This is a genomic window from Staphylococcus sp. 231237_7MaSpsaltlick, from assembly GCF_043107035.1.
In genome coordinates, this window is the sequence record NZ_JBICNX010000015.1 from 1 (window position 1) to 21,931 (window position 21,931).

The following is a 21,931-nucleotide window of genomic DNA, read 5'->3' on the forward strand; positions in this document are numbered from 1 at the left end:
ATTATGATGTTTGATTAGCTCATAAAATACTAATTTGTGTTATCTCTAACACTGTTTTGAACCAACAATTTAATGTTGTGTTCGGAATTAACGTTGACATATTGCAATTCAGTTTTCAATGTTCATTAATGTGTTACAAGAAATTATTTTATCATTAAGTTTTTGTTAAGTCAATGATAAATTTTTAATTTTTTTATTAAGTCTGTTTCGTTTTTCTCAACTCAACATTTACTATTATATAACTTACAAATGAGATTCACAAGCGTTAATTTTACACTTTTTAAAATTCATTTTTTTCAATCAATATTGCAGTGCGTCTTGTTTTGACGACTTTTATATAGTATCAAGATTATTCTATATCGTCAATAATTATCGTGAATCTTTTTAGTTGAATTTTACCTTTCTATTCACTATTTAGTAAATAGATGTACAGTTTTTTAAAATTGTGTAATAACGTTACATAACTATTTACTCATTTTGTTCCAATTTTTTGTTTTAGTTGGTAAGTAAAAGCATTTTTATATACAATCTTTCCTCCATATTTTAAATAATTATATATTTTTAATTATACTTGTTCCTACTATAGAAAGAATTGAAAACAAAAAACCCAAGATATTGAAGATCTTGGGTTCTAACATTATACAGTTTATAGTTAGTTAGCGTATGTTGAACTTAATTGTCTCTTCTTTGTAAATAACAGTTTCTAATATAAAAGACTTAGCTAAGTTATACATCTAATTCAATCATAATTAGCATTGTTTAACCCAAAAAGGTAAAACATATGTTTATATGTTTTACCTTTTTGGGTTTGTTAGTTAATAACTATTAAATTTATCATTGCTTCGACTATGGTTTCAATTATTCATTTTTATCTTGGCAATCTTTGCATAAACCATAAATTTCCATACGATGATGCGTTACATTAAAATCTGTTACGTGCTGGGCCAATTGTTCAACCTCATCTAGCTGTGGATAATGAAAGTCTACGATTTTCCCACAATCTTCACATATAACATGGTAGTGATTATGTGTACTGAAATCAAAACGACTTGATGAATCTCCGTAAGGTAATTCTTTAACTATCCCTATTTCTTTGAAGACACGTAAATTATTATATATAGTAGCAACACTTATATTTGGAAAATCAGGTGAAAGTGCTTGATAAATTTCATCGGCTGTAGGATGTGATTCTGAAGCAATTAAGAACTTAAGGATTGCTTGTCTTTGTGGAGTTATTCTCACGCCGTTATTTCTTAAAGATGCAATTGAATCTTCTAGTTGATGTTCAACTGTTTCCATCTCTGCACTCATTTCCCTCACCATCTTTCTATTTAAGAATTATTATTACTTAATATTAATATAACTGTTAAAACGGTGAAATGTCAATATTCTTAGTCTAAACTCATTAATATCCGTTCTTTGGGTCAACTACATTCTCAATTAGGTCATCATTATTGAGAATCGATTCTAAATTTTTGCTAAAAATCTCTGTTACTTCTGCTTTATTTTCTGCCCCATTACCAGTAATATGAGCTGTAATTGTAACATTTTCTAATTCATATAGTGGATTATCTGCTGTTAACGGTTCATTTTCAAATACATCTAAATATGCATGTCTTATTATTTTTTCTTTTAAGACTTCGACTAATACTTCTTCTTTTACAATACTCCCTCTACCTACATTAATAAATAACAATTCGTTTTTCATCAATTCGAAATGATATTTTGTTAGTAGATGTATCGTTTCATTTGTTTCAGGAAGTGTGTTAACAATGATGTCCGCTTTAGATATAACTTCTTTTAAATCTTCTATGGCATATGTTTCACTAAAACCATTTACATCATGACCAGTTGTGTTTATGCCAAACACTTCCATATTCATAGTATTAGCTATTTTCGCCGTATTTTGTGCAATGCTACCTGTACCTAAGAATAATAAGCGTTGACCACTTAACCTTTTACCACTCATTTTTGAGTTATAATGCTTTTTAATTTGGTTTATATAAGAAGTCCTCATTTTTTTATAATCATCCAAGATATATGCAAAGATAAACTCTGACATCTGTTTTGCATGAACACCTTTACCATTTGTTAGTTTTATATTGTTGTCGCTAATATATTTTAATGGGAGTTTGTTCACCCCCGTAGAGTACCATGCCAGCCATTTTAAATTTGGGCAATCACTTAAAAACGTAGTATCTAAGTTACTGTCGTAACCAAACAATATATCTAAAGTTTGTTTATCTTCTTTATCGATATTAGAAACACCAGTTGTAAATACGAATTCTACAGTAGGAAATCGTTCAATTAACTCAGTTTCTAGGTCACCTAGCTTCATTAAACTTACAGCTTTCATTTCAAATCACCTAATATATCTTTTATTTCTTCTATTTGAGTTTTCACTTTAACTTTTTCAATTACATCTATAATAGTCCCATTTTCATCTAAAATAAAAGTAGTTCTTACAATCCCCATAGATTCTTTACCAAAAGACTTCTTCAATTGATATACGCCAACTTCTTCAGAAAGTTTATAATCTTCATCTACCAATAAATCAAAATTTAAATCCAATTTATTGCTAAAGTTTTGGTGTTTCTTTTTACTATCTCCACTTATTCCATAAACACTTACATTTAATTCATCGAACATTTCAAGATTATCTCTAAAATCACAAGCTTCCGTTGTACATGTCGGTGTATTATCCCTCGGGTAAAAATAAAGCACAGCCTTTTTACCTTTAATACTTTCATTAGATACTAATTCACCATTTTGATTTTCTAATTCAAATTTAGGAAACTGACTTCCTTTTTTTAACATTTCATTCACCCTATTTCTTTTTATTCTTTATTTTATGATACGATAATAGTCGTAAATATTAAATAAAAAGAGGTTGATAACTATGAAATTTACTGAAAGTGAAAAACTTCAGAAATTATCCGATGAATATATTTTAGGTGGTGTTAATTCACCGTCTCGTTCATATAAGGCAGTTGGCGGTGGAGCACCTGTAATGATGCGTTCTGGTCAAGGCGCGTATCTTTATGATGTCGATGGAAATAAATACATTGATTACTTACAGGCATATGGTCCAATCATCACTGGCCATGCACATCCACATATCACTAAAGCGATTCAAGAACAGGCAGCATTAGGCGTGTTATATGGCACACCTACTGAGTTAGAAATTGAATTTGCCAAGAAATTACGTGGCGCGATTCCCTCATTAGAAAAAATTAGATTTGTTAACTCTGGAACGGAAGCTGTGATGACTACTATACGTGTCGCACGTGCTTATACAAACCGGACTAAGATTATCAAGTTTGCTGGGCAATATCACGGACATTCAGATTTAGTATTAGTAGCTGCTGGTAGCGGCCCATCACAATTAGGCTCGCCTGACTCCGCTGGTGTACCTTTAAGTGTTGCACAAGAAGTTATTACTGTCCCATATAATGATATCGACGCTTATAAAGAAGCTATAGATTATTGGGGTGATGAAATTGCTGCAGTTCTTGTTGAACCAATTGTCGGAAATTTTGGTATGGTAAAACCACAACCTAACTTCTTAGAACAAGTGAATGAAATATCACATAACAATGGTAGTTTAGTAATATATGATGAAGTGATAACTGCATTTAGATTCCATTTTGGTGGAGCTCAAGATTTGTATAATGTTTATCCTGATTTAACTGCATTTGGAAAAATTGTCGGCGGTGGTCTACCAATTGGTGGATACGGTGGTAAACAAGATATTATGGAACAGGTCGCACCATTAGGCCCTGCATACCAAGCTGGTACAATGGCTGGAAATCCGTTGTCTATGAAAGCTGGTATTGCATTATTAGAAGTACTAGAACAAGAAGGTGTTTATGAAAAGTTAGATGCCTTAGGTAAACGTTTAGAAGATGGATTACTTTCATTAATAGAAAAGCATAATATTACAGCAACAGTTAATAGAGTATATGGTGCACTTACACTCTATTTTACAGAAGAAACTGTAGTCCACTATGATCAAGCGGAAAATTCTGACGGTGAAGCCTTCGCTAAATTCTTTAAACTTATGTTAAATCAAGGTATAAATTTAGCCCCTTCTAAATTCGAAGCTTGGTTCTTAACAACAGAACATACTGAAGAAGAAATAGATACAACATTAAAAGCAGCCGATTACGCTTTTAGTCAAATGAAATAAACTTGAATTTTAGCTCCAATCATTGTATAACAAGTATAAATACATTTATTAAGGAGCGGTATATTTGAAATTAGGAGCCCGTATTCTCAAGACAGGTATAGCCATTATACTTGCTTTGTTTATCGCTTCTCTATTACCTGATGAAGCTGGTTTAAAAGCAATCGCTGGGGTCAGTGCAGTCGTTGCTATGCAACCAAGCGTTTTTCGATCTATAAAAACTGTTTCTGACCAAGCGCTTGGTAATGTCGTTGGTGCATTGCTTGCTGTAGCAATGGTTACGGTATTTGGAGACAATGTCATAATTATGGGTGTTACTGTCATACTTTTAATTGCTATACTTTTCCGTTTCAATTTAGCACATGTTGCTACATTAGCGAGTGTAACAGCGTTAATTATTATGGGACAGCACTCAGGAGATTTTTATGTTTCTGCATTTTATAGATTTGTACTAGTTATGATTGGTGTAATTAGTTCATCAACAGTTAATCTATTATTTTTACCACCAAAATTTGAATCAAAAATTTATTACAACTCATTGAATATATGTTCCGATATATTTGTCTGGTTTAAACTTGTATTAAACGATACATCAGAATATCACCACATAAAAGAAGATAGAGGCGTAATAAGTGATCGCATTAAGAGACTTGAACAGACATTTAGTTACTATGAAGAAGAACGACCATTTACTAAAAAACAAGTATATGCGCAAAATCGCAAAAAGATACTTTTTAAAGAAGTCGTTCGCAGTACTCGACACGCATATGAAGTATTAAAAAAAATGAATCGTTATCAAAACGATTTACACAATTTAAATCACGAATTACTACTTCAGATTAAATTGGAAATAGATACACTAATTGCATATCATGAACAAATATTTATAAGCCTTTCTAAAAAAGCTAAATATGATGTAAGTCAATTCGACAATCAAATAGAAAATCCACAGAAAAAAGAACTTATGGATGCCTTCCAAAAAGAAATAATTAAAAATCCATATCAAACGGTATACTCTTATGCGAATATTATGCAAATTATATCTGCAATAGAAGAATATCGTTACACGCTAGAACACTTAGACAGACTTCGCATTAGTTTCTTCTCATATCATAATAATGACAATGAAATCGATATATTAGATGAAGATTTCGATTTATAAAAAACCCCGAGATTGTGTTATTACAACACTCTCGGGGATTTTTTATGTCATTTATTTAAAAGAAACAGAATCGTATCAAATTACAAGTTTTGTATGCTATAAAGATGTTCATAAGCGCCTCTTTTAGCTAATAACGCTTCATGTGTTCCTGTTTCTACAATCTCTCCATTTTCCATTACTACAATTTTGTCAGCGTGTGTAATAGTTGAAAGTCTATGAGCAACTATCAATGTCGTACGATTTTCACTTAAAATATTTAATGCATCTTGGATAATAGATTCACTTTCTAAATCTAACGCACTTGTAGCTTCATCTAAAATTATAATAGGAGGATTATTTAAGAAGATACGTGCGATTGAAACACGTTGTTTCTGTCCACCAGAAAGTTTTACGCCTCTTTCGCCAACTTCTGTATCATAGCCTTCAGATAATTCCATAATAAAGTCATGCGCGTTGGCCATTTTGGCAGCTTTAATCACTTCTTCGTCTGTAGCATCAGGACGGCCTAATAAGATATTCTCTTTAATCGTGTCTGAAAATAAGACGTTATCTTGTTGGACTAAGCCTATTTGATTTCTTAAACTTCCTGTTAAATATGACTTGATATTTGTACCATCAATTTTAATTTCACCTTCTGTTACATCATAGAATCTTGGAATTAAATTAATTAAAGTAGATTTCCCTCCACCACTCATTCCAACGAATGCTACTGTTTCACCTTGGTTAATCTCTAAGTTTATATTATTTAAAATTGTTGATTCGTCTGAGTTATATTTAAAACTTACATCGTTTAACTCTATATGACCTTCATTAATTTCAATTGGTAATGCACCTTTTTTATTTTTAATGTCATAACCTTCATCCATTAGTTGAAAAACACGGTCCATTGAAGCAAAACTTTGTGTCAAAGTTGTAAATGAAGATACAAGTCGACGTAACGGACCAAATAATTGCTCTAAATAGCCAACAAAAGCCGCTAATGTCCCAACAGTTATCGATCCATTGATAGCTAAAAATGCACCTGAACCAATAACAATCAGTGGTCCTATATCAGTTACCGTATTAATCGCAGAGAAGGAATAAGCATTCCAACGTGTGTGATTAAATGCTCTTTGCAAGAAGTTTCGATTATGTTTATCAAAGTTTTGTGCTTCATTATCTTCAATAGCAAAACTTTTAATAACAGACATGCCTTGTACACGTTCATGCAAAAAGCCTTGAACTTCAGCTAATGCTTGAGATCTCTTTCTTGTTAAATTTCTTAGACGACCGAAGAAAAAGTAAACAGTTAATATATACACCGGGAAAATTACAAGCGCTGCTAACGTTAATTTAACATCTAAGAAGAACATGATGGATAGTGCAATCACAATTGTGATACAGTCTAGCCAAATATTCATTAATCCCGTTAAAATAAAATCTTTTGTTTGCTCGACATCATTAATCACTCTAGATATAACCTGTCCAGCTTGGTTATTTGCATAGAACCTAGAACTTAATGCTTGTAGATGATTATAAAGTCTTCTACGTATATCATATAAAATCTTATTACTTGTCCACTGTGCTAAATATTGTCTTAAAAATTCAATTGGTGGTCTTACAATCACAAAAATAAATACAGCAATTCCCAAAGCAATAGCTAATCTTGTAAATTTCTCTTCAACTGAAATTGAATTATTATTAATAATATCGTCAATAACGTATTTTATTAATAATGGAATCAACATCGGAATCCCAAATTTTAAAATACCAACAAGTATCGTAGCAATGATTCGCCATTTATATGGTTTTACAAATTGTAAATATCTACGAATCATAAATTTATTCCTCCCCCAAACTTTATAGCAAATGAAACAGCCTACGTTGAGCTATCAACGAGGCTGTTGTAAACGCGTTATCTTAGTTTGTTTATCATTTCATTCGCGCATACGGTTATTTATATTAAACATGTTTTGCCATGCCTAAATAGCTCAACGCATATCACTATAAATGATAATGTAATTAAAAACATTAAATGTGCTTAATAATTTCTAATTTTTTTATATCGTTCACGCCAAACTTTTATAAAATCGGGAGCAAACGGACCTTTCTTCTGTTCAATCCATTGTTGTAAAATATCAACGTTACGTCTTAATATCACATCAATATCTGATGAATAATTCATTTGTTTCATATGTTGTTCGTACTCGTCTTCATCTAATAAATGGTACTTGCCGTTCGGATAAACTTTAATATCCAAATCGTAGTCAATATATTTTAGCGCTTCTTCATCACATACAAATGGCGATGATAAGTTACAATAATAATACACACCATCTTCTCTAAACATACATATTACATTAAACCAATATTCAGAATGAAAATAAACAATTGCTGGTTCTCTAGTTATCCATGTGCGACTATCACTTTCAGTAACAAGCGTATGATCATTTCCACCAATTACAACATGTTCCGTACCTTTTAATATAGTAGTTTCAGACCAAACACGATGTATATTACCATCATGTTTATAACTTTGAATCTTAATTGTCTGACCTTCTTTAGGTATGGATTCTTTTACCATGCTCCACACCACCTTTTCTTAATTTCACAATATAAATTATAACATAATTATGGATTCAACAACGAGTCTAACCATGTGTTGAAATAAATTTAAATATTTTCGACATACTCACAGGAAAATTAAACATTTCTTTCTCATTAACATGCATCCATGTCATATTTTCAGGTAAATCAACATCTATTTTATTAATTACTTTATCTGCTAAGTATACTTCAATGTCCCATGTAATGTGAGTAAATTGATGCTTCAACTTATAGACAGGTGTTTCTGAAAATCGAATATCTGTTTCCAATTTTGTATTAATATTTTCTACTTCATCCGCTTCATACATTGGAAACTCCCACATATTATTCAACAATTTTTGCATTCTTTTTTCTATTAATAATTGATTATCTTCATTTCTAATGATATATACATGCTGCTTTACATGTTTCTTTTTTGTTTTAGTTGTTTTTACAGGCAAATCCTCGACAGTCCCTTTTTCAAATGCTTCACAGTTTTCTTGTACAGGACAAAATAAACACAATGGATTTTTAGGAGTACAAACTAAGGCCCCTAATTCCATCATTGCCTGATTAAACGTGCCAGCGTCTTGTTCAACATATGGCTGTAATTCTTTTTCATATGTCTTTCTTGTTGATTGCAGTTTAATATCTTTAGTATCATTATTTAATCTTGACCATACTCTAAAAACATTCCCATCCACAGTTGCTAACGGTAAATTAAATGCGATGCTCATCACTGCAGCTTGGGTATAAGGCCCAACACCTTTCAACTTACCGAATATTTGTGGTGAATCAGGCACTTGTCCATGGTAGTTCGAATGAACATCTTTAATTGCAGTATGAAAATTTCTCGCTCTACTATAATAACCTAAGCCTTCCCAATACTTAAGCACTTCATCCTCTTCTGCATTACTTAAATCTTCAATTGTGGGGAAACGGTTAATAAATCTATTATAATAATCTATAACTGTTTTTACTTGTGTTTGTTGTAACATGACTTCACTTAACCAGATATAATAAGGATTTGAAGTTTCTCTCCAAGGCATTTCGCGTTGATTTGTTTCAAACCAAGTCACAAGATTGTTTTTAAATTTCGGTTCATTAAACATTTTCCACATCTCTTTCTTTAGTTTTGTAAAAGTTTTTTATGATAAACATAGTATGTTATTTTTAATATTGTGCATATTCGATTATAATGAATATAATATTGACATGAAATGAGTGAATACTTATGGATACAGGAACACATATAGTCATGGGTATCGGACTCACTGCACTAGCTACCCAAGACCCCGCTATGGCAGGATCTTTTGCAGCAACAGCTACAACATTAGTAGTTGGTTCATTAATACCTGATGGTGACACAGTTTTTAAATTAAAAGATAATGCTACGTATATATCCAATCATAGAGGGATAACACATTCAATACCTTTTACAATTCTGTGGCCTTTATTAATCACGCTTTTCATATTTACATTTTTCAAAAACGTAGATACAACACACGTTTGGCTATGGGCACAACTTGCTGTGTTTCTTCATGTATTTGTAGATATTTTCAATTCTTATGGTACACAAGCACTTAGACCCATTACTAACAAATGGATTCAATTAAGCGTAATCAACACCTTCGATCCTATTATTTTCATATTATGGTGTGTTGGGATAATATTTTGGTTAATTGGTATACATCCATATGTCGCTTTCTTCCCTATTATTGCTATCCTTGTAGTATATTATATGATTCGCTTTAGAATGCAAGCTATAATTAAGCAACAAGCATTGAAACAAATTAAGCAAGAACATAATCCCGTAAAAGTTTTTGTAGCCCCAACTATTCGATTTATGCAATGGCGAGTGGCTATTCAAACTGAAGAACATGATTATGTGGGAAGAAGTTATGGTCGTAATATTGTATTTAGTGATAAAGGTAAACGCCAATCATTTGCTAATGATGATTTAATGCAATATGTAAAAGGTGATAAAAATATAAGAACTTTCCTTAATTTTTCTTCTATTTATCGTTGGCAAGCCAAAACATTAGATGACGGTACTACCGAAATAAGATTGGTTGATTTACGTTATTTAAAAAACGGTCACTATTCTTTTGTAGCAATTGCCCACTTGGATAAAGATATGCAAATAGACCATTCATATATTGGCTGGGTGTTTAGCGAAGATAAGTTGCAACGTAAATTATTTGCGAAGTAAAAATCAATATTTCATTAATAAAACTGGAGGCACGCGTTATCTTTTAACGGTTGCCTCCAGTTTTCTGTTTCGTATTTATATATTACTATAGTTTTTTAATTACTCTGCTGTATGTTGAACGTTATTATTTTGCGGATTTGCTTCTGTTGTCTCTTCCGTGTGTGAATTTGTTTTCACATAGTCATATTTTTTATGTGCTACAATTCTATACAAAGCATAGATAAGCACGCCCATGATCGCTAAAAATAAAACAAAATATAAATGATATGGGATGTTGTTCAAACTCAAAGTTCCTAGTACTACTGATTGAGAAATACCTTCAACCAAATAGAACAAAGGATTCAACATTAAAATATGTAACAATATGGAAGTATCACTATTAGGAATAAAAATAATTGGTAAAGTAAAGAACATAATGAACGTAACGACATAGAATATGGTATTAATTTTACTTTGTATGATTGAAATCAATCCTAAGAATGTAGAAATAATTATTATAAACAGCATAGTCATAACTACAAAAAATAATGCCGAGTAGATTGAACTTTCAATATTAACAGGCGTTGCTAAGATAATAATTATGAGTGTTATAAACATTGTTATACTTATAACAATCGAAATAAGGATGTTTTGAAAAACTGGGTTTAAATTAAATAATTTCCCTATGAAATAATCAGTTTTAAATGTATTATAACTTTGATAAATCGCAATCCAAATAAATGCAAAGCATACTAATGAAGTTAATCTAAAATAACCGCGTGCTTGCTTAATTTCTTCTGTACCACTTAAATGAAATATCAACATCATTATAAGTAACAGAGCAATACTTACCACGAAAGGCGCTGCTAGCCACATCCATTTTGATTTCAAACGATGATATGCATGTTTCATTAGGTATGGCGTGTTTTTAAAATAGCTAATCATACTATCAATCATCTTTTACACCTACAATTCAATATAAATCCATTTATTATTCTTTAAATCTGCCATGAAATAACCATCCCCTGATTTAGTAATCCAGAAGTTATTTTCAATATCAAATTTGTCTTTCAATTCTTTTTTATCTTTAATAGGGAAAGTGAAACCAGTTAATTTATTTTGATCATCAAAAATCATAGAAATTGGTTGTTGTACAATTGGCACATTAAATCGGTTATCTTTCCCACTTTCAGGTACAAGTGAATCTGTTACTTTATTATGTTTTTTATGCAAATGACTATTAAAAAATTCATTGTAATTACTGTAATTTGTATGCATATACGGTGCTAATGATTTCAAGCTATGCTCTTCAAATAATCCCGCTGGATCAAAATAGCGTAATTTATTTTTGGCAATTTTATAATTGTTATTATCGACCACGACACGATAATTTTTTGAATTTTCGCCAGTAATTGTTACAAATGAATATTGATCTGCATTTATTTTCTTACTATTGTTCATATTTTCTAAATTAACAGCATCATTCAATACAATGCCGTACGCCAGTTTCTCTTCGTATGGATTTTTCTGTTGGTTTTGAATAGAAGCCTGATCTTGATTTTCACCAATCTCAAGTTTACCTAAGTCATTGAACATCAATAATGCCATAAATAAAAGCCCCATAAAGAAAATAGTAAATAAAGTCCAAAAACGGACCAACGCCACGGGTGGTTTTGCATGTTTATAACGTTCAATTCTTCTAAAATTATAAGTCAATTCTGGAATTCTTGTTCTATTCTTTTTCCAGTCTACATCAAAATTAGCTTTCTCTTCTTCACTATTTAATGACTGTCTATCTTTTTCATGTTCTTTAAACATAGGCAATACTTGCTTAATTGAACCTTCCATTCTTAATTGTCCATGAGAAATCCATGCTAAATAATTACTAGCCTTTGAAATACGTTCCACATTATCATCTATCATAACGATAGTTAAGTTATTATTTATGTATTCATCTGTTAATTCAATTGCTTTTTCAAAATAACTTTCATCCAAATTATGTAAGATTTGATTCATAATAATAATGTTAGCTTTGGATGTTCTAGCCAATGTAAATTGCAATTGAGCAAACTGTTGATCTGTTAAGGAATTAATTGGTTCATTAGTTTCGTTATCTAGATGTGAAAACTTTATTATTTGTTCTACTTTGTGTTCAGACGTGTCATATTGAAACAATGTAATTGCATTTTTTACATAATCATTAACAGATAAAGATAACAATGGTTTATCTTCAATATCCGCGAAAAACATATCTGTCTTTCTCACAACTCTACCCTTATCCGGTTTAATTTCACCGCTCAATAAACGACCTATCAATGATTTAGAGGAATCAACTTCACCAATTATACCTAAGGCTTCACCTTGATAGATATGTAGGTTAATATTATTCAATTCTATATCTTCTGCATCATAACCAAAGGGTTGATACCATTTTTTGGATTTTCTATTTCTATAATAATGCGTCACATTAAGTAACTTTAATATAATTGAACTACCCATCCTATCTTCATCCTTCTATAATTTTAATAATGCAATAGGTAAACCTTCTTCAGGTTCTGTACTTTTAATTCTAAAGCCCCATGCAAATACACCTTTTAATCTTTCAACCTTAAAGTAATTTTCTGTACCATCATTTAATTTGTATATTTTGCCTAGTTCAATTTTTGTTCTATCGACCAAGTAACTTTCTGCAATTATCACTTTACTTTGATAGACATCATATTCATTTAAAATACCATTCATTTCTGCTTTTCTCATTTTTTCTTTATACCCTTGAATTTCGTGTCGTAATTCTACTTCACTCATTTCACTCAATTTCTTCTGTTCCATCGACGATACCACTCTCTTCTAATTTACCTTTAATTTTATCATATTTGTAACCTTTTCTCATAAGGCCTTCAATGGTTTTATTAATCAATTTTCTGCCCGAATATTTTCTTGAATGTTTATTATATACTTTCTCTAATTCCTGTTGTAGCAAACCATCTAATTCTTCTTCTGGCTGAGAAAAATCCATTTCATCCATAACTTCTTTAATTTTTTCAAATGAGTAACCTTTTTGTATCAATGACTGAGTTAATTTTTCTTTTCTTTTTACAATTGGTCCCTTTTTTTGCCTTAAAATTTTATTCGCTACTTTAACAATAGCTTCCAATGGTTGTTCTGCTTCATATCGTTCCACATAATCATCTATAATGATTTGTTCTACACCAGCTTCCCGTAATTTTTCTTTGAAGATACCAGGCCCTTTGTCAGTAGTTAGAATCATAGTATTCTTCAAACTATTTGCATAATCATTATGGTCAATCAGACGTTGATCATGACAGTATTCTATAACTTTTGCTATTACAAGTTCTGAAACTTCTTTCTTCTGTAAATGTTTTATAACTTCATGATCTGTTCTCTTCCGATAAGATATATATTGAATAGCTGTATTTACAGCTTGTCTATATTGATCATAATTTTGTATTTTTTCCATATCTTGCGCTTCGACAATCTGATCTTTTTTTAGATTAAAATGAATATATGTATCCATATCTATACCCATTTCAAATTCACCATCTAAATATAAATTAAAACGCTCTTTATTCTTTTTCTGTACTTCTATTTTAGTTATTTTCGGCATAGTCCTCACTCCACTTCTTAGGATAACTTATATTGTTTATGAATGGAATTATAGTGTCTAGTATATTTAAAATTAATTTTAATTCATAATATGTATTACTAAATTATAGCATTAATAACATGAAGAAATTTATGTTATACCATAAAACGAAACAAATTTTAACAACAACATAAATCAGTTTTCTATTAGCTCCCCAAACATAAAAAACAGCAATATGATATCCATTTTATTTCTAGATTTCATATTGCTGCTTTATTTTGTTAAACCCCTAATTCTTGAATAGCATTTTCGTATTGTTCATTTGTTATATAATCTTGTTGTTTCATTTTTTCCAAATCCGTTTTAACTCGATTAATAAAATTATCTGACATGTCATTTATATCATATACACTTGGTGCATTGATTTTACTTGCTAAAATTGCACTTTGTAATACTGATATTTGTGGTAAATTAGGGTTATTTTTATCTGTTGTTACGCCAAAATAATGATTCGCTGCAGATTCGACAGTATATTGATCACTGCCAAAATATATATTATTCATATAAAAACTCAATACTTCATTCTTATCATAATTTTTTTCAACTCTATGCGCGACAAATAATTCTTTGACTTTCCTAGTAAAAGACTGTTCATTATCGTAATAATAATTTTTTACTACTTGTTGTGTGATGGTACTGCCTCCTTGAACACTCTTATCACTTAATGTTGAGAAAAGCGCTCTTGAAGTACCTTTGAAATCAAATCCGTGATGTTTATAAAATCGTTCATCTTCCATAGCGATAAATGCACCTTTTGTATAATCAGGCATATTTGAAGCGGCAACAAAACTTTCCTTATCTTCAATTGTTTTTAATTCATCAACATTTGCCCTTAAAGACAAAGCATACATCGCAGCAACAAAAATACCTAATATGATAATGATTGGCATTAATAATTTAAATAACAGTCCTATACCTTTTTTCTTTTTCTTTGGTTTATTCACAGGTTGGGAGTAAGTATTGTGATACGGTATATTCGAACCTTTTGCTTTATATTGTTTATTTTCTTTATATCGATCGCTTCTTTTCATGCGGTAGCTCCTTTATGTTGCTCTCATATCATTATAAGTGAGTTTATCAATAGATGAAATGTTTATCTAGAGCTAATTGTAAAAATCAGTCCAAGGGTGTATGCCATACTCAATATGAAGTTTTACATTATTACCAAACCACTTATGACATCCTACATTTTCACAAAATAAAAACTGGAAAAACAAAGATACTTACATATTACTTCGTGATAAATTTTAAAATATCACTTTTCAATACGTGTTCTCTATATTTTTCCAGTTACGGAAGATTAAAACTTCAATTTATTGAATTAATGCTACTCTTAGTCGTTTAGTCATTAAGTTGATTTACAATCTCTCTATTGAAATCATCTAAATCGTCTGGTGTACGACTTGTAACAATATTATTATCTACAACTACAGATTCGTCAACGACTTGCGCTCCAGCGTTAGCTAAATCTTTACGTACATTTAATACTGCAGTCAATGTACGGCCATTTAAATCATCTGTATCTATTAAAATTTGTGGTCCGTGGCAAATTGCGAAAGTTGGAACGTCATTTTTAGTAAAGTATTTAGCAAATGTACCATATCTTCCTTCAGAATCTCCGCGCAAGTGATCAGGTGAAAATCCGCCAGGAATTAATAATCCATCGTAATCTTCAGGGTTGGCATCAGCAATGCTTAAATCTACTGTAACTTTCTCGCCGTGTTTACCGACTACTTCACTATTTGCTTCATCGCCAATTACAACAGTTTCATGTCCCGCTTCTTCAATTGCTTCTTTAGGACTTGTTAATTCGCTATCTTCAAATTCATTTGTTACTATGATTGCTACTTTTTTCGCCATGTTTAATCACCTTTCTCTATTTAGGTTCTACATTTAATATAGACTAAACAACTAGGTTTTAAACATATTTTTTTATTTTCATTTATTTATGCTTTATTTGAGTCTGAAGTGTTTGAGACAGTTTTAACCTTTTCTTCTAGTTGATCGAGTAAGCCAATCCACTCATCAATATCTTCCACTTTAACTTCATCTGGATTAACATGGTCAATGTCATCTATAAATTTTTCTAATCTCGCTTTTATTTGATCAATTGTTTGATTTTCATCCATTTTAAAAATGACTCCTTTTTTTATGATAGTTATATCCTAACATGGATTTGACAAATTTTGGTATAGTCTTAATAATATTAAATTGAATGTTTGGTTTATTTTACGTTTTTATTCCTCAAAATAATCATGTATAACTTATTTTGTAAACCACACTACTACCTGTAAAACAATTGATTTATTATGCTATGATTCAATTACTAATATATTCATTTTCAATTACCCCAAGTACAAAGTTAATAAAAAGGAAGTTTAATTTATGCTAAATTTACACGCTACTAATTCAAAGAAACCAATTTCAATCACTAACGACCCGTGGGAAGCTTATAATGATATACAAGCACACAATCGTTTGACGTTAAGTAATATAGAATTCACGACGACTAATTTATGTAATATGCGTTGTAGTCATTGTGCTGTTGGTTATACACTGCAAACAACTGACCCTGATCCATTACCTATGGACTTAATTTATCGTCGCCTTGATGAAATACCAGATCTTAAGACGATATCCATCACAGGTGGTGAGCCTATGTTTTCTAAGAAATCAATTAAAAATGTGGTTAAACCATTATTAAAATATGCTTATGACCGTGGTATATATACACAAATGAATTCGAATCTAACATTACCACTAGACCGTTATTTAGATATCGCTGAATATATAGATGTCATGCATATTTCCCACAATTGGGGTACCATCGATGAATTTACAGATGTAGGTTTTGGAGCCATGGATAAACAACCACCTTTAAAAGCGAAACTTAAATTATATGATCAAATGCTTACTAATTCTAGCACGCTTTCTGATCAAGGTATGTTTATTTCAGCAGAAACGATGTTAAATCAAAGTACTGTGCCACATCTTGAAAAAATTCATAAAGAAATCGTTAATGACATGAAGTGTAAAAGACATGAGATTCACCCTATGTATCCTGCAGATTTTGCAAGTCAATTAGATGTATTATCACTTAAAGACATGAAAACAGCGATACACCAACTTTTAGATTTACGCGACCCAGACTTATGGATGCTATTTGGTACACTACCAATTTATCCATGTATCAATGACGAAAATGACCAAGCATTACTACAACGATTACGTGATACGCCAAATGTTACTATGCGTAATGATCCGGATGGTAGAAACAGATTAAATGTTAATGTGTTTACAGGTAATGTTATCGTCACAGATTTTGGTGACGAAAACGGCACTATTTCAAATATTAAAAATGATAAATTACCCGATGTGTTTAGCCATTGGCTAAACTCTTCACTGGCACAATCACTCAACTGTCATTGTTCATCATTTAGTTGTCTTGGTCCTAATGTTCTTGTAAAAAACATGTATTATCCAAAAACTGATTTTAAAGAAAAAGAAAAAGAGATGCACACATTACACACAATGCTTTAAATACTAATCAAATGTATCGTATTGTTTTAATTCAATTAAAAAATGTGATGAACTCAAGTTATACTAATATGATCAAAAAGCGGCTAGGATCTTTAATGATCCTAGCCGTTTTTTAATCGTTATATTAGATTTCGTCGTTCCAATCCCTATTTCATACTTTGTGCTTTTGCTAAGAATGCTATCGTTTCTTTACTTTCATTTCTACGTTCTTTTCTACGTTTCACTCGTGCAAGCGCTGTGTCATGAAACCACATTTCAGTTTGTGTCTCTGGATAAACTTGAGGTACCTCTTGTGGTTTACCATCCTCATCTAATGCAACAAAAGTTAAAAAGCTTAACGCTGCTAAATGTCGCTCATTTCTTATAATATCTTCTATAATGATTTGTACACAAACCTCCATAGATGATTTGCCTGCATATGACACCATAGCTTCGTATGACACAATATCACCAGTCTTAATTGGTTTTAAAAAGTCTACGGAATCTGTTGAAGCTGTAACTACTTGAGAATTACTATGCTTAGTTGCAGTTATTGCAGAAATTTCGTCCACGTTTGCCATCAACATACCACCAAACATTGTGTGTAAATGATTTGTATCTTGTGGAAACACTTGTCGTTCCTTTATACTTCTTGATTCCGACATTGATTTACGTTTTACATTTCCCATAATATAATCCATTCCTTTGCTTTTAACTAATAAAAATCAGTGTTCTGAAATTACATCAAAACACTGTAAATTTATTTATTCAACATTGTATGTTACTTCGTCCAATTTCCTTGTTCAAATACTAGTTCTTCTTCATCATTTTGGGTAATTCCATAAATTGTTAAATCAGGCCCACCAATCATAAAGTCGACATGAATCAACGAATCATTAAGTCCACGTTCAATTTTTTCATCCGTTGTCATTTCTGTACCGCCTTCAACATTGAAAGCATATGCCGCCCCTAAAGCAATATGACAAGAAGCATTTTCATCAAATAAAGTGTTATAATAAATCGTGTTTCTATTTGAAATTGGTGAATCATCAGGTACAAGTGCTACTTCTCCTAGACGTTTTGCACCTTCATCAGTATTTAATAAATCACGTAGTACTGACTCACCTTTCTCGGCTTTAAAGTCAACTACAGCGCCATCTTTAAACGTTAACGTGAAATTATCAATAATATTACCATTATGACTTAAAGGCAATTTATTAGTAACATAGCCATTAACTTTCAATCGATGTGGCGCGGTAAAAATTTCTTCTGTAGGTATGTTTGCTACAAATGCTTGGCCATCGCTTGTATAACTTGTAGCATCTTCCCAAATATGACCATCAGGTAAACCAATCTCTAAATCCGTACCTTCTGACACATAATGAAGCGCTTTATAGTTTTTTAGCTGCAACCTTTCAGCATGTTGACTTAAATTATCGACGTGTGTTTGCCAATTCACGACTGGGTCGTTACCATCTACACGCACAATATCTAACACTTCATCAATAAATTTACTGTATGCGTCTGACTCAGATAATTCTGGATAGACACGTTTTGCCCATGCTTTAGATGGATATGCTGCTACACACCAAGGAAATTGATTTTTTTGACTCGCTTCCATATAACCTTTATATGCCATTGAGTACTGTCTTTGAAATGCAGATAGTTTATCACCATCTATACCATTTAATAAATCAGGATCTTTAGTAATTAGAGCAAGATTTGCCGCGCCTCTTTTCACATAATCCATACGCTTTTCCACTTCATAAGATTTAACTTCATTTTCCTCAAAATGTTGTACCGTCTCATACTCAAATTTCAAGCGTGATAATCTATCATCACTGTATTCTACTTTAACATCAGACGCACCACGTTTATAAGCAGCTTCTACTATGTAATGTGTTAGTTCAAGTGCATCAACACTCGAGCGAATAAATACTGGTTGATCTTTTTGAACATTCATACCTACACCTACTAAAAGTTCGGCATATTGTTTAAGTTTATCTTGTAATTGAGTCATATGTACTCACTCCATTCTTATTGACGAATCTGACCAAGAGCCTCTGCGATAGCCGATGCTTCACTTGGCGTAAATGATGCCTTTGATGTTACATAATCATAAATTTCACGAATTTCTTGTTCATCTGCTGTTTTAAACTTTTCAGGATCAATCACACTTTGATTCACAAGATTTAAGCGTCCTCTTATTTCATCTATCATTTGTTCATTACTATTTGCCAAATTATTCACCTCTTTTTTATTCATTTTATCAAATTTAACTACCTTGTAAAACTTTTATAATAATTACCCCTTTAGAAATGATTGAAAAAGCTTTAAAATGGGAATGAGGATTATATAAATTTGGAGGTACTCGTATGACAACTGTAGCATTTGTATGTCTAGGTAACATATGTCGCTCACCCATGGCAGAAGCCATTATGCGTCAAAAGTTACTTGATAGAAACATTCAAGATATTAATGTATCCTCTAAAGGTACAGGAAAATGGAATTTAGGAGAACCTCCTCATGAAGGTACTCAGGCAATTCTAAACTCGCATAATATACCGTTTGACGGTATGATTAGCGAATTGTTTCAACCTACTGATGACTTTGACTATATCATTGCAATGGATCAAAGTAACGTAGAGAACATTAAACAAATCAACCCTAACATTAAAGGTCAATTATACAAACTATTAGACTTTAGTGATATGGACGAAACTGATGTGCCAGACCCTTATTATACAAATAATTTCGAAGGTGTTTATAAAATGGTACAATCATCTTGTGATAATTTAATTAATTTTATAATTAAAGATGCAAATTTAAGAGAGGGGTAAAATATAATGAAAAACAAATTAATTCCAGGAGTATTAATAGGTGCCGTCATCGGAGGCGCAGCAACATTAGCAGATAAATCAACTAGACAGTCTTTAAAACAATCTATCAAAGATAGAAAAGAAGGCAACCGTTCTCAAAAACCATCTGCAATTAATAATATAAAAGATGAAGTGTTTTATTGGAAAGATGTTGTTGAAGAAATCAGACGCAACAATCCTGAATTAGAACGCTCAATAAAAGACGCTAAAAACACATTTGTTGAACGTAAAAACAATCGTTTAAACGGCTAATAAAGTCTCTGAATTAAACATTTAGGTATTGCATGTTGATTGGTTATTAATGAAAACTAAAATTCAAAGTTAGTAATTTTATATTGATACAACGCATAGTAATAATTGATATTAAAATACTAAGTATTATTTATTTTAATTTTTTAGATATCAATAAGCCTAAATCAGGGCGAAACATGAAATCAAATTAAAATTTTGATTTATGTCTCGCCCTTTTTTATATTATTTTATAATTTACAATATTATCTAAAACTATTATTTTCTCTTTTATAGTAAGAATATGGCAACACATATTTACCTTATTATCATTTTAAAGTATATTAAAAATATAAATACATAAGGAGTTTTGATATGTCTAAAAAAGAAAAAACTAATTCTAACTTTTTAAATTCCGCTAAAGAGCTGGAAAAAAAGAACTCGTCCGAAAAGAATGGTGAACAGATTAAGCGTGATCGTACATATATTACACCTGACGAATTCAAATCTAAATCGCCCAAAAAGGACAATCAAGCGTTCTTTGTATCCCGTATTAATAAACCAGCAAAATATACCAAAGATTCTAATTTTTTCTCTTATTTGGTGTATAGAATAGGTAAGGATGACGCATCTGGCTTATCTGCACAACTGTCTTATTATTTCATGTTATCTCTATTCCCAATGCTATTATTTTTACTATCAATTGTTCCTGTAGTTGGTGTAAAACAATCTACTATTAGAGATATAATTAAAGATCATGTGCCACCTGCTTATGCTTCACAGGTAGCTGACATCATTGGGGATATCATGGGTAATGCCAGCGGCAGTATTTTATCTGTAGGTTTGATCTTAGCATTATGGTCAGCATCAAATGGAATGACTGCATTAATGAATTCATTTAATGTTGCCTATGACGTTGAAGACAGTAGAAATTTTATCGTTTCAAAATTACTTAGCGTTTTATTTACATTAGCAATGATAATTGTTATGCCAGTAGCACTTGTATTACCAACATTTGGCCAACAAATCGGTGACTTATTATTTGGTCCCCTAGGACTTGGAGAGCAAGTAAAATGGGTGTTTGATACGATTCGTTTTGTTCTTCCAGTAATTGTCGTATTGATTGCTTTCATGGTCTTATATACCTTAGCTCCAAATGTTAAAATTAAGTTAATGTCTGTAATACCTGGTGCTATCTTTGCAACAGTAGTTTTCTTAGCTGGTTCATACTTATTTGGTATCTATATATCTAATTTTTCCAACTATTCTAGAACATACGGTAGTATTGCCGGCATTATTATATTAATGCTTTGGTTATATATTACTGGTTTCATTATCATTATAGGTGCTGAAATCAATGCAATTTTCCACCAACGAAAAGTTGTGATTGGTAAGACACCTGAAGAAGAAACTTTTGAGGAAATCAAGCAAAACCATGCTACTTCTGAACAACAAGAATTAAAACCAGAACAAAATTCAGAAGATGTAAACTTAGATGCTGATTCGAACAATAGCAAAAATAATAATCAATAAGTTT

At 31.3% G+C, this 21,931-nt stretch carries 23 protein-coding genes; 7 read left to right on the forward strand and 16 right to left on the reverse strand.

Annotated elements, in window-relative coordinates; genetic code table 11:
* Positions 1 to 858 precede the first annotated feature (858 nt).
* The 3 genes from perR to bcp form a co-directional block, all read right to left on the reverse strand.
* Complete coding sequence (gene perR / locus ACF91D_RS21580; RefSeq protein WP_039069047.1) at positions 859 to 1,311, reverse strand: peroxide-responsive transcriptional repressor PerR; 453 nt, start codon at positions 1,309 to 1,311, stop codon at positions 859 to 861.
* Positions 1,312 to 1,405: 94 nt separating this feature from the next.
* Positions 1,406 to 2,356, reverse strand: a complete 951-nt coding sequence (locus ACF91D_RS21585; protein WP_107549227.1) for a phosphoglycerate dehydrogenase — start codon at positions 2,354 to 2,356, stop codon at positions 1,406 to 1,408.
* Positions 2,353 to 2,817, reverse strand: a complete 465-nt coding sequence (bcp, locus tag ACF91D_RS21590; protein WP_107549955.1) for a thioredoxin-dependent thiol peroxidase — start codon at positions 2,815 to 2,817, stop codon at positions 2,353 to 2,355. Before bcp ends, ACF91D_RS21585 begins: the two co-directional genes overlap by 4 nt.
* 82 nt (positions 2,818 to 2,899) lie before the next feature.
* Between bcp and ACF91D_RS21595 the strand changes: the two genes are divergently transcribed.
* Both ACF91D_RS21595 and ACF91D_RS21600 read left to right on the forward strand, forming a co-directional pair.
* On the forward strand, positions 2,900 to 4,189 hold the full coding sequence (locus ACF91D_RS21595; protein ID WP_069792534.1) for a glutamate-1-semialdehyde 2,1-aminomutase: 1,290 nt from the start codon (positions 2,900 to 2,902) through the stop codon (positions 4,187 to 4,189).
* 64 nt (positions 4,190 to 4,253) lie between these two features.
* Entirely contained in the window at positions 4,254 to 5,348 is a 1,095-nt protein-coding gene (locus ACF91D_RS21600; protein ID WP_039069042.1) for an FUSC family protein, read from the forward strand.
* An 80-nt stretch (positions 5,349 to 5,428) separates the two neighbouring features.
* Here the strand turns inward: ACF91D_RS21600 and ACF91D_RS21605 are convergent, their stop codons facing one another.
* The 3 genes from ACF91D_RS21605 to mutY form a co-directional block, all read right to left on the reverse strand.
* Positions 5,429 to 7,165, reverse strand: coding sequence for an ABC transporter ATP-binding protein (locus tag ACF91D_RS21605; RefSeq protein WP_208182309.1), 1,737 nt, complete (start codon positions 7,163 to 7,165; stop codon positions 5,429 to 5,431).
* A gap of 203 nt (positions 7,166 to 7,368) precedes the next feature.
* Positions 7,369 to 7,911 (reverse strand): nucleoside tri-diphosphate phosphatase, encoded by a 543-nt coding sequence (gene ntdP / locus ACF91D_RS21610; protein WP_039069040.1) that lies wholly within the window; start codon positions 7,909 to 7,911, stop codon positions 7,369 to 7,371.
* Between the two features lie 67 nt (positions 7,912 to 7,978).
* A complete protein-coding gene (mutY, locus tag ACF91D_RS21615) occupies positions 7,979 to 9,025 on the reverse strand; it encodes an A/G-specific adenine glycosylase (RefSeq protein WP_107548952.1) in 1,047 nt (348 codons plus the stop codon).
* A gap of 122 nt (positions 9,026 to 9,147) precedes the next feature.
* Between mutY and ACF91D_RS21620 the strand changes: the two genes are divergently transcribed.
* Positions 9,148 to 10,125 (forward strand): metal-dependent hydrolase, encoded by a 978-nt coding sequence (locus ACF91D_RS21620; protein WP_039069037.1) that lies wholly within the window; start codon positions 9,148 to 9,150, stop codon positions 10,123 to 10,125.
* Positions 10,126 to 10,224: 99 nt separating this feature from the next.
* Here ACF91D_RS21620 and ACF91D_RS21625 read toward each other — a convergent pair whose 3' ends face one another.
* The 7 genes from ACF91D_RS21625 to ACF91D_RS21655 form a co-directional block, all read right to left on the reverse strand.
* Positions 10,225 to 11,061: a sugar ABC transporter permease gene (locus tag ACF91D_RS21625; protein WP_107548950.1), complete on the reverse strand. Its 837-nt coding sequence runs from the start codon at positions 11,059 to 11,061 to the stop codon at positions 10,225 to 10,227.
* Positions 11,062 to 11,070: 9 nt separating this feature from the next.
* Positions 11,071 to 12,603: an ATP-binding cassette domain-containing protein gene (locus ACF91D_RS21630; RefSeq protein ID WP_101051229.1), complete on the reverse strand. Its 1,533-nt coding sequence runs from the start codon at positions 12,601 to 12,603 to the stop codon at positions 11,071 to 11,073.
* A 15-nt stretch (positions 12,604 to 12,618) separates the two neighbouring features.
* Entirely contained in the window at positions 12,619 to 12,933 is a 315-nt protein-coding gene (locus ACF91D_RS21635; RefSeq protein WP_039069034.1) for a YfhH family protein, read from the reverse strand.
* Positions 12,911 to 13,729 (reverse strand): recombination regulator RecX, encoded by an 819-nt coding sequence (gene recX / locus ACF91D_RS21640; protein WP_069792531.1) that lies wholly within the window; start codon positions 13,727 to 13,729, stop codon positions 12,911 to 12,913. Before recX ends, ACF91D_RS21635 begins: the two co-directional genes overlap by 23 nt.
* Positions 13,730 to 13,989: 260 nt before the next feature.
* The gene (sgtB, locus tag ACF91D_RS21645; protein ID WP_069792530.1) at positions 13,990 to 14,799 is read right to left on the reverse strand and encodes a monofunctional peptidoglycan glycosyltransferase SgtB; all 810 of its coding nucleotides are present in this window, start codon (positions 14,797 to 14,799) and stop codon (positions 13,990 to 13,992) included.
* A gap of 310 nt (positions 14,800 to 15,109) precedes the next feature.
* Positions 15,110 to 15,628, reverse strand: a complete 519-nt coding sequence (locus tag ACF91D_RS21650) for a type 1 glutamine amidotransferase domain-containing protein (RefSeq protein ID WP_029378988.1) — start codon at positions 15,626 to 15,628, stop codon at positions 15,110 to 15,112.
* Positions 15,629 to 15,714: 86 nt separating this feature from the next.
* The gene (locus ACF91D_RS21655) at positions 15,715 to 15,897 is read right to left on the reverse strand and encodes an SE1561 family protein (protein ID WP_039069031.1); all 183 of its coding nucleotides are present in this window, start codon (positions 15,895 to 15,897) and stop codon (positions 15,715 to 15,717) included.
* Between the two features lie 256 nt (positions 15,898 to 16,153).
* On the opposite strand from ACF91D_RS21655, the gene yfkAB reads away from it, so the two are divergent.
* The gene (gene yfkAB, locus ACF91D_RS21660; RefSeq protein WP_069792529.1) at positions 16,154 to 17,308 is read left to right on the forward strand and encodes a radical SAM/CxCxxxxC motif protein YfkAB; all 1,155 of its coding nucleotides are present in this window, start codon (positions 16,154 to 16,156) and stop codon (positions 17,306 to 17,308) included.
* Positions 17,309 to 17,454: 146 nt separating this feature from the next.
* On the opposite strand, the gene ACF91D_RS21665 is transcribed toward yfkAB, so the two are convergent.
* From ACF91D_RS21665 to ACF91D_RS21675, 3 genes are all read right to left on the reverse strand, one after another.
* On the reverse strand, positions 17,455 to 17,976 hold the full coding sequence (locus ACF91D_RS21665) for an acyl-CoA thioesterase (RefSeq protein WP_039069028.1): 522 nt from the start codon (positions 17,974 to 17,976) through the stop codon (positions 17,455 to 17,457).
* A gap of 92 nt (positions 17,977 to 18,068) precedes the next feature.
* Positions 18,069 to 19,307 (reverse strand): aminopeptidase, encoded by a 1,239-nt coding sequence (locus ACF91D_RS21670; protein WP_039069026.1) that lies wholly within the window; start codon positions 19,305 to 19,307, stop codon positions 18,069 to 18,071.
* Between the two features lie 17 nt (positions 19,308 to 19,324).
* The gene (locus ACF91D_RS21675) at positions 19,325 to 19,528 is read right to left on the reverse strand and encodes a DUF1128 family protein (RefSeq protein ID WP_039069025.1); all 204 of its coding nucleotides are present in this window, start codon (positions 19,526 to 19,528) and stop codon (positions 19,325 to 19,327) included.
* A 134-nt stretch (positions 19,529 to 19,662) separates the two neighbouring features.
* Here ACF91D_RS21675 and ACF91D_RS21680 point away from each other — a divergent pair, with 134 nt between their 5' ends.
* The 3 genes from ACF91D_RS21680 (at position 19,663) to ACF91D_RS21690 (ending at position 21,927) form a co-directional block, all read left to right on the forward strand.
* A complete protein-coding gene (locus ACF91D_RS21680; RefSeq protein ID WP_039069024.1) occupies positions 19,663 to 20,127 on the forward strand; it encodes a low molecular weight protein-tyrosine-phosphatase in 465 nt (154 codons plus the stop codon).
* Between the two features lie 6 nt (positions 20,128 to 20,133).
* The gene (locus tag ACF91D_RS21685; protein ID WP_069792527.1) at positions 20,134 to 20,418 is read left to right on the forward strand and encodes a hypothetical protein; all 285 of its coding nucleotides are present in this window, start codon (positions 20,134 to 20,136) and stop codon (positions 20,416 to 20,418) included.
* A 351-nt stretch (positions 20,419 to 20,769) separates the two neighbouring features.
* The gene (locus ACF91D_RS21690) at positions 20,770 to 21,927 is read left to right on the forward strand and encodes a YihY/virulence factor BrkB family protein (RefSeq protein ID WP_039069020.1); all 1,158 of its coding nucleotides are present in this window, start codon (positions 20,770 to 20,772) and stop codon (positions 21,925 to 21,927) included.
* The last annotated feature ends 4 nt before the right edge of the window (positions 21,928 to 21,931 follow it).

Coding starts and splice junctions, on each gene's coding strand:
- ACF91D_RS21655 (WP_039069031.1), bottom strand. CDS start 15,897: ATGGATGAAAATCAAACAATTGATCAAATAAAAGCGAGATTAGAAAAA.
- ACF91D_RS21630 (WP_101051229.1), bottom strand. CDS start 12,603: ATGGGTAGTTCAATTATATTAAAGTTACTTAATGTGACGCATTATTAT.
- ACF91D_RS21685 (WP_069792527.1), top strand. CDS start 20,134: ATGAAAAACAAATTAATTCCAGGAGTATTAATAGGTGCCGTCATCGGA.
- yfkAB (WP_069792529.1), top strand. CDS start 16,154: ATGCTAAATTTACACGCTACTAATTCAAAGAAACCAATTTCAATCACT.
- ACF91D_RS21635 (WP_039069034.1), bottom strand. CDS start 12,933: ATGGAACAGAAGAAATTGAGTGAAATGAGTGAAGTAGAATTACGACAC.
- ACF91D_RS21595 (WP_069792534.1), top strand. CDS start 2,900: ATGAAATTTACTGAAAGTGAAAAACTTCAGAAATTATCCGATGAATAT.
- ACF91D_RS21605 (WP_208182309.1), bottom strand. CDS start 7,165: ATGATTCGTAGATATTTACAATTTGTAAAACCATATAAATGGCGAATC.
- mutY (WP_107548952.1), bottom strand. CDS start 9,025: ATGTTTAATGAACCGAAATTTAAAAACAATCTTGTGACTTGGTTTGAA.
- sgtB (WP_069792530.1), bottom strand. CDS start 14,799: ATGAAAAGAAGCGATCGATATAAAGAAAATAAACAATATAAAGCAAAA.
- bcp (WP_107549955.1), bottom strand. CDS start 2,817: ATGTTAAAAAAAGGAAGTCAGTTTCCTAAATTTGAATTAGAAAATCAA.
- ACF91D_RS21665 (WP_039069028.1), bottom strand. CDS start 17,976: ATGGGAAATGTAAAACGTAAATCAATGTCGGAATCAAGAAGTATAAAG.
- ACF91D_RS21680 (WP_039069024.1), top strand. CDS start 19,663: ATGACAACTGTAGCATTTGTATGTCTAGGTAACATATGTCGCTCACCC.
- ntdP (WP_039069040.1), bottom strand. CDS start 7,911: ATGGTAAAAGAATCCATACCTAAAGAAGGTCAGACAATTAAGATTCAA.
- ACF91D_RS21650 (WP_029378988.1), bottom strand. CDS start 15,628: ATGGCGAAAAAAGTAGCAATCATAGTAACAAATGAATTTGAAGATAGC.
- ACF91D_RS21625 (WP_107548950.1), bottom strand. CDS start 11,061: ATGATTGATAGTATGATTAGCTATTTTAAAAACACGCCATACCTAATG.
- recX (WP_069792531.1), bottom strand. CDS start 13,729: ATGCCGAAAATAACTAAAATAGAAGTACAGAAAAAGAATAAAGAGCGT.
- perR (WP_039069047.1), bottom strand. CDS start 1,311: ATGAGTGCAGAGATGGAAACAGTTGAACATCAACTAGAAGATTCAATT.
- ACF91D_RS21670 (WP_039069026.1), bottom strand. CDS start 19,307: ATGACTCAATTACAAGATAAACTTAAACAATATGCCGAACTTTTAGTA.
- ACF91D_RS21690 (WP_039069020.1), top strand. CDS start 20,770: ATGTCTAAAAAAGAAAAAACTAATTCTAACTTTTTAAATTCCGCTAAA.
- ACF91D_RS21620 (WP_039069037.1), top strand. CDS start 9,148: ATGGATACAGGAACACATATAGTCATGGGTATCGGACTCACTGCACTA.
- ACF91D_RS21585 (WP_107549227.1), bottom strand. CDS start 2,356: ATGAAAGCTGTAAGTTTAATGAAGCTAGGTGACCTAGAAACTGAGTTA.